We start from the raw sequence: 6,572 nt of genomic DNA, 5'->3' as shown, positions 1-6,572 counted from the left end.
CGCAGGTTCAAATCCTGCCCCCGCAACCACTTTCACCGAACGCCGCAATGACTCGTCCAAGCCGCCCTTCCCGGGGCGGCTTTTTGCGTTCGGGCTCGCCGCCTCCACCATGCTGGCGATCTCGCCGATCAGCTCGATCTCGACGCCGCCACCTTCCCTTGCATGAACGATCACCTTGTCGATGAGGCTTCGCAGGATCTCGAACGCCTCCGCGCGGGTCTCTTCGACGTGGAGAGCTTCCTGCAGGGTGGCGACCTTGCGGCCATAGAGCTCGGCGAGATTGGGGTGGAGGCGCACCGGACTGGGCGGTGGCCTCAGCAACTGACTGACGATGTCCGCCCTCTCGGCCTCGAGCGCGTCGAGGCGGGCCTGAAGGCCGGGCGAGCGCAAACCATCGGCAATGGCCGTGATCAGGCCTTCGAGCTGGCGGTCAACGGCGGCCTGCCGCTTCTCCAAGCGCGCCCGCTGGGCAGTCTCCTCGCCGCGGGTCCTGTTGAGTTCCTCGTGCACGGCCGCCACAAACTCGGCTACGATCTCGGGCTGCGTGACATTGTGCTGAAGCGCCTCAACGACGATCGACTCGAGTGCGCTACGGCGAACGCTCGCCCTGTTCTTGCAGAGGCCGTGACGGGTGGCTCGGGCGCAGCGGAGGTAGTCCCGGCCCACCGCGGCCAGGGGGTGGCCGCAGGCGCCGTAGACCACGAGCCCGGTCAGCATGTGCTTGGGGCGGCGCTTCTCCCAAAAACGGCTCTCTCGCACGGCTTTGCTTGCCGGCGACGCCTGAACGACTTGGAGGCGCTCGGCGACACGATCCCAAAGCGCGTCGTCGATGATGCGCAGCTCGGGGACGGCTTCGACGACCCATGCCGCTTTCGGGTTCGGCCTGGAGATCCGGCGGCCCGTCGCCGGTTCGTTGCGGATTATGCCGGTGCCCCGCTGGGCATGCCCGCGGATCGTGGTGTCGAGCCAGGGGCGGCCGTCAGGGCCGGGGATGGCGTCGGCGTTCAGTTGGCGTGCGATCGCCCTCGGCGAGGCGCCAGTGGCGAACTCCTCGAAAATCCGAACCACGACAGCAGCTTCGGCCGAATTGACCTCCCGCCCGCCGCGAACCGCCTCTCCTTTGCTGTCCGCCGCCCTATCCAGAATCGCCTGTTCGGTCTGGGCCTGGCTCAGGCTTGTGCCGTAGCCTGTAATCCTCAGAAATCAACCTTGTCGCCGCCCTTGAGCGACAGGATCTGGCGCGCCTCGTCCGGGGTGGCGACCTCCATGCCGAGGCCCTCGATAATGCGGCGCGCTGAGGTGACCTGCTCGGCGTTCGACTGGGCCAGCCTGCCGGGCCCCGCCCAGAGGGAGTCCTCCAGCCCGACGCGGATGTTGCCGCCCATAGCGGCCGCCATGGCGGCGATCGGCAGCTGATGACGCCCGGCGCCAAGGACGGACCACTTGAACCTGTCGCCGAATAGCCGGTCCGCCGTCCGCTTCATGTGCATCACGTCCTCCGGATGGGCCCCGGTCCCGCCCATCAGGCCGAACACGGTCTGCACGAAGAGCGGCGCCTTCACGAGTCCGCGGTCCAGGAAGTAGGCAAGGTTGTAGAGGTGCGAGGTGTCGTAGCACTCGAACTCGAAACGCGTCCCTGTTTCCGACAGGGTGGTCAGGACGTATTCGATGTCCTGATAGGTGTTCCGGAACAGGATGTCCTTATTGCCGAGGTACTTCGGTTCCCACTCGTGCTTGAAGTCTTTGAAGCGGTTGAGCATCCCGAACAGGCCGAAATTCATTGAGCCCATGTTCAAGGAGGCGACCTCCGGCTTGAAGGTGGCGGCGGGACGGACGCGCTCCTGTACGGTCATGGTCGGAGCGCCGCCGGTCGTCAGATTGATGACGCAGTTGGAGCGCTGCTTAATGACCTTCAGGAAGGGCGCGAAGGCCTCGGGCGTCTGGTCGGGCTGCCCGGTCGTGGGATTGCGGGCGTGAAGGTGGACGATCGCCGCCCCCGCCTCGGCCGCCCCGATGGCGGCATCCGCGATCTCTTCCGGGGTGACCGGGAGAGCCGGCGACATCGATGGAGTATGGATCGCGCCCGTGACGGCGCAGGTGATGATGACTTTGCGGCTCATCGGCTGTTTCCTATCCTGAAATGGGATTGGCTCAGGCGCGGTCGGGCGCGGCGCGTTTGTGGGAACCGAGGGCGGCCAACCGTTCGTTGCGCCACCGCGTGCGCTCGGCGATGCGCTCGGGCGTCGCCGCATGCGGCCAGGCGGCCGCCACACGGTCGATATTGGGGCTCTCGTAGACCTCGGGCCCGGCGACGTCGCCGGCCAGCCCCTTGTAGAAGCCGGTGTAGCGGGCGCAGTAGTCCGGGATGCCGCCCGGCGCGTTGAGCTCGATAGTCTCGAACGGCCCCATGAACGACCAGCGCAGGCCGAGGCCGTCCTTGACGGTGTGGTCGAGATCCTCGGCCGAGACATAGCCTTCGCCGACGAGCCGGAAGGCTTCCGCCAGCAGCGCGCCCTGCAGGCGGTTGAGAATGAAGCCGTCGACCTCCTTCTTCACCGTGATCGGGACCTGCCCGATGGCGCTGAACACCTCCCGGGCGCGCTCCACGGTCTCGGGCGACGTCCAGGGCGCGCCGCAGAGCTCGACGATAGGCACGAGGTGGGGTGGGTTCACCGGATGCGCGACGATGCAGCGCGCCCGGCCGGGCAGCCCCTCGGTGAAGCGCGACGCCACGATGGCCGATGTGGAGGAGGACAGGATCGCGTCCGGCGGGGCCAGCCGGTCCAGCTCGGCGAAGATCGCCTGCTTCTGCTCGACGACCTCGGGCCCGTTTTCCTGGACAAAAGAGACGCCTTCGAGCGCCTCGGCCAGCGAGGCCGCGATCGTGATCCGGGCCGCCGCCCCCTGAGGGTCGTCCGCCAGGCCGTGGCGCGCCAGCTTGTCGAGCTCCTCCCGGATCAGGTCCGGCGCGGCCGCGAGCGTCGGGCCATGCGGGTCCGTGAGGCGCACCCGCCAGCCGGCGCGGGCGAAGATGGCCGCCCAGGCCCGGCCTATGAGCCCAACGCCGACGATGGCGACCGTGGTGTTTGAAGCATGCGGCATCACGAACCTCAGCGATGAATCTACAGCCAGAGCACCTTGCGGCGCAGGTCGAGATCGTCGCGCAACGCCTTGGAGGGGCCCGAGTGGATGACCTGTCCCCGTTCGAGCGCCACGGTGGCGTCTGACAGCGCCAGCGCGAGATCGAGGTGATGGTCGACGATGATGATGGCGACCTCGCGCCGCAGCCGGTCGAAAGCCTCGAAGAGCTGCTCGACCACGGCGGGCGCGAGACCCTCGAATGGCTCGTCCAGGAGCAGCACGCGCACGTCGCCCGAGAGCGCCCGCGCGACCGCCACCATCTGCTGCTCGCCGCCCGACAGGTAGTCGGCGGGGCTGTCCAGCCGCTCGTGGATGCGCGGGAAATACTCGTAGATCCGCTCCAGCTCCCAATGCACGCCATTGCCAGTCTGGCGGCGCAACCGGCCGAGTTCCAGGTTCTGCGCTACCGTCATGCCGGCGAACAATCCGCGCCCCTGGGGCACGTATCCGACGCCGAGCCGCGCCGACTGCGCCGAGGGACGGCCCACGAGCTCGGCGCCGGACAGCCGGATGGAGCCGGATGCGGCGGGCGCGATCCCGGTGAGGGTCTTCAACAGCGTCGACTTGCCGGCTCCGTTGCGCCCCAACAGGGCGATGACCTCGTTCTTGCGAACGGTGAGCGAGACGTCCCGCAGGATGTGGCTCTTGGCGTAGAAGGTGTTGACCGAGTCCAGCGTCAGCAATTCGGCGTTCTCGGCGGCGGTGTCGCGAGGTTTGGCGGCGACGCTCGCCGCGCCCGAGCCGATATAGACCTCCTGGACGCGCGGGCTCGACCGGGCGTCCTCGACCGTCCCGTCGAGCAGCACGAGCCCGTCGTTCATAACCGTGACATGGTCGGCCAGCTGGAACACGCGGTCGATGTCGTGCTCCACGAGCAGCACCGGAAGGTCGGCCGAGATGCGCTTGATGATGGCGCCGATCCGCTGGCGCTCGGCGGCCGCGAGGCCGGCCAGGGGTTCGTCCAGCAGCAGGATGCGGGGGGCGGTCGCGAGCGCCAGGCCCATGTCCAGCAGCCGCTGCCCGCCATAGGACAGAGATCCGGCCTCGGCGCGCTCGATGCCGGCGACGCCGAGATAACGCACCATCTGGTTCGTTTCGTCCGCGATCCCGTCCAGGGATGTCGCCGGTTTCCAGAAGCCAAAGCGCCCGGCGTGGCGGGCCTGGACGGCGAGGCGGAGGTTCTCCTCCACGGTCAGGCCAGCGAAGAGATTGGTGATCTGGAACGAGCGCCCGATGCCGGCCGACGCGATGGTTTCCGGCGAGCGGCCCACGATGGAGCGGCCGAGCAGGCGCACATCGCCCTGATCGGGCGCAAACATGCCGGAGAGCAGGTTGAACGCCGTCGTCTTGCCGGCCCCGTTGGGACCGATCAGGGCGTGCAGCGTCCGGTCACCGATGCTGATCGTGACGTCCCGCACCGCGGCGATGCCGCCGAAGCGCTTGGAGATGCCGGTGGCCTCGAGAACCACGCCCTGGACGTGCTCCTTCGGGCGCAGCGAGTCGGGCAGCGGCATCTCCTCGGTGCGGCGCGCCGACATGGCGGCATCCTCGACCACTCTCTTGCGGAACGGCGCGAGCGAGCGTTCGGCCACGCCGACCAGCCCGGAGGGCGAGAACACGATGAAGCTCACGAAGACGAGGCCAAACCAGAACAGCCAGTTCTCGGTGTAGATCGACAGGAATTCGCGAAACAGGATGTAGAAGAGCGCCCCGATCGCCGGCCCCAGGAAGCTGCGCATGCCGCCGATGACCACCATGGCGAGAAGCTCGCCAGAGAACGTCACTGAGATCGGCTCGGCCGAGGTCATGCGGTTCTTGTAGAGCAGCAGGATGCCCGCCAGGCCGGTGAGCACGGCGGAGAGCACGAAGGCGGCGAGCTTGTAGCGGTTCGTCGGGTAGCCCAGGAAGCGGGCGCGCTGCTCGTTCTCCCGGATGGCGACCAGCACTGTGCCGACCGGCGAGCGGTGGAACCGCCAGAGGCCGATCAGCGCCGCGAAGGCGAGCGCGGCCACGAACCAGTAGTAGGGCGCGGACGCCTCCAGGTCGACGCCGGCGAAGGCCGGCCTGGTGATTCCCGCCAGGCCGTTCTCGCCGCCCGTCACCTCGGTCCAGCGGAACGCGACCACGTACATCATGGCCGACAAGGCGAGGGTCAGCAGGGAAAAGTAGACGCCGCGCCGGCGCAGGATGAGGGAGCCGAAGGCGGCCGCCAGGAGGCCGACCAGCGCTAGCGCCAGCAGCGTGGGGCCGAAGAACGCGCCCGGCATCCAGTGCCGCTGGATGAGCCCGGCCGCATACGCGCCGAGGCCGAACCAGGCGCCGTGGCCGAAGGAGACGAGCCCCGTATGGCCCACGAGAACGTTCAGGGCCATGCAGGCCATGGCGTAGACGACCACCTCGGTCGCGGACGTCATGGTGAGCCCGAGCGAGAGCAGGGCCGCCGGGAGCAGCACCAGCGCGATGGCGGCAGACAGCAGCGGCATGGGAACCCGCGCCAGCATCGCAGATGAAGAACTCGTCATGGGCGCCTCACTCGAACCGGGTGATGCGCTCGCCGAGCAGGCCGCGCGGTCTGAACAGCAGAACGAGGAGCATCAGCAGGTAGATCGCGGCCGTGGATCCGGCGGAGTACCCGACGGCCACCATCATGCCCTTGACCAGCCCGACCAGCAGGGCCGCCAGCACGACGCCCCAGAAGGACCCCAGCCCGCCTATGACCACCACCACGAAGGCCGGCGTGATGATCTCGGCCCCCATGGCGGGGTGGACCGCGTAAATGGGCGCCAGCAGCACCCCGGCGAGGCCGGCGAGGCCGATGCCGAGCGCCGCCACCGCCGCCATGTAGGGCTCGAGCGAGATGCCAAGCGCGCCGACCATGTCGGGATTTTGCACGCCGGCCCGCACCACTCGGCCGAAAGATGTCTTGTGGAGCAGCACCCACAGGCCCGCCACGCAGCCGATCGCGATCGCGAGCAGGACGGTGCGGTAATAGGAATAGACGAAGTCGCCCAGGAAGATCTGGCCGCGCAGCGCCTGCGGGATCGAATAGCTGAGCGGCGGGGCGCCGAAGATCATCCGCAGGGCCTGCTCTGCCACCATGGCGAGTCCGAAGGTGAGCAGCAGCGACAGGATAGGGTCGGATCGGTAGAACCGCCGGAACAGGAAGCGCTCGATCAGCACGCCCAGCAGCGCCACGGCGACCGGCGACAGGATCAAGGATCCGCCGAAGCCCACATAGGGCGACAGCACGAGCGTCAGGTAGGCGCCGATGGCATAGAATGCCCCATGCGCGAGGTTGACGATGCCGCCCAGCGAGAAGATGAGCGACAGGCCCAGCGCGATCAGCAGGTAGTAGACGCCGTCAAGGAGGCCGTTCAGCACCTGCTGGAGGAAGAGCACGAGAGTCAATGGCGTCGTTCCCTGTGGCCCGG

The 6,572-nt window shown here is 68.2% G+C and carries 5 protein-coding genes and 1 pseudogene; all 6 read right to left on the bottom strand.

Features of this window, described 5'->3' with window-relative positions; all coding sequences use genetic code 11:
* On the bottom strand, positions 1-717 hold a 717-nt coding region (locus SLNSH_RS18030), incomplete at its 3' end, for a recombinase zinc ribbon domain-containing protein (RefSeq protein ID WP_245422397.1).
* A gap of 87 nt (positions 718-804) precedes the next feature.
* Positions 805-1,143 (bottom strand): annotated as a pseudogene (locus SLNSH_RS25740) (recombinase family protein); the annotation flags it as partial.
* A gap of 53 nt (positions 1,144-1,196) precedes the next feature.
* Positions 1,197-2,120: a 3,5-dioxohexanoate:acetyl-CoA acetone transferase gene (gene kce / locus SLNSH_RS18025; RefSeq protein WP_106338406.1), complete on the bottom strand. Its 924-nt coding sequence runs from the start codon at positions 2,118-2,120 to the stop codon at positions 1,197-1,199.
* 31 nt (positions 2,121-2,151) lie between these two features.
* On the bottom strand, positions 2,152-3,102 hold the full coding sequence (locus SLNSH_RS18020) for a 3-hydroxyacyl-CoA dehydrogenase (RefSeq protein ID WP_106338405.1): 951 nt from the start codon (positions 3,100-3,102) through the stop codon (positions 2,152-2,154).
* A 20-nt stretch (positions 3,103-3,122) separates the two neighbouring features.
* Positions 3,123-5,642 (bottom strand): branched-chain amino acid ABC transporter ATP-binding protein/permease, encoded by a 2,520-nt coding sequence (locus tag SLNSH_RS18015; protein ID WP_106338404.1) that lies wholly within the window; start codon positions 5,640-5,642, stop codon positions 3,123-3,125.
* 28 nt (positions 5,643-5,670) lie between these two features.
* Positions 5,671-6,549, bottom strand: a complete 879-nt coding sequence (locus SLNSH_RS18010) for a branched-chain amino acid ABC transporter permease (protein WP_106338403.1) — start codon at positions 6,547-6,549, stop codon at positions 5,671-5,673.
* Positions 6,550-6,572 lie beyond the last annotated feature (23 nt).

It is taken from the genome of Alsobacter soli, assembly GCF_003004785.1.
Taxonomy (GTDB): domain Bacteria; phylum Pseudomonadota; class Alphaproteobacteria; order Rhizobiales; family Beijerinckiaceae; genus Alsobacter; species Alsobacter soli.
Note: the sequence above shows the minus strand (reverse complement) of the source record. Positions and strands in the feature narration are given on the sequence as shown.

What these genes read in the sequence shown, in the direction of transcription:
- kce (WP_106338406.1), bottom strand. Translation starts at nt 2,120, where the DNA reads ATGAGCCGCAAAGTCATCATCACCTGCGCCGTCACGGGCGCGATCCAT.
- SLNSH_RS18020 (WP_106338405.1), bottom strand. Translation starts at nt 3,102, where the DNA reads ATGCCGCATGCTTCAAACACCACGGTCGCCATCGTCGGCGTTGGGCTC.
- SLNSH_RS18015 (WP_106338404.1), bottom strand. Translation starts at nt 5,642, where the DNA reads ATGCTGGCGCGGGTTCCCATGCCGCTGCTGTCTGCCGCCATCGCGCTG.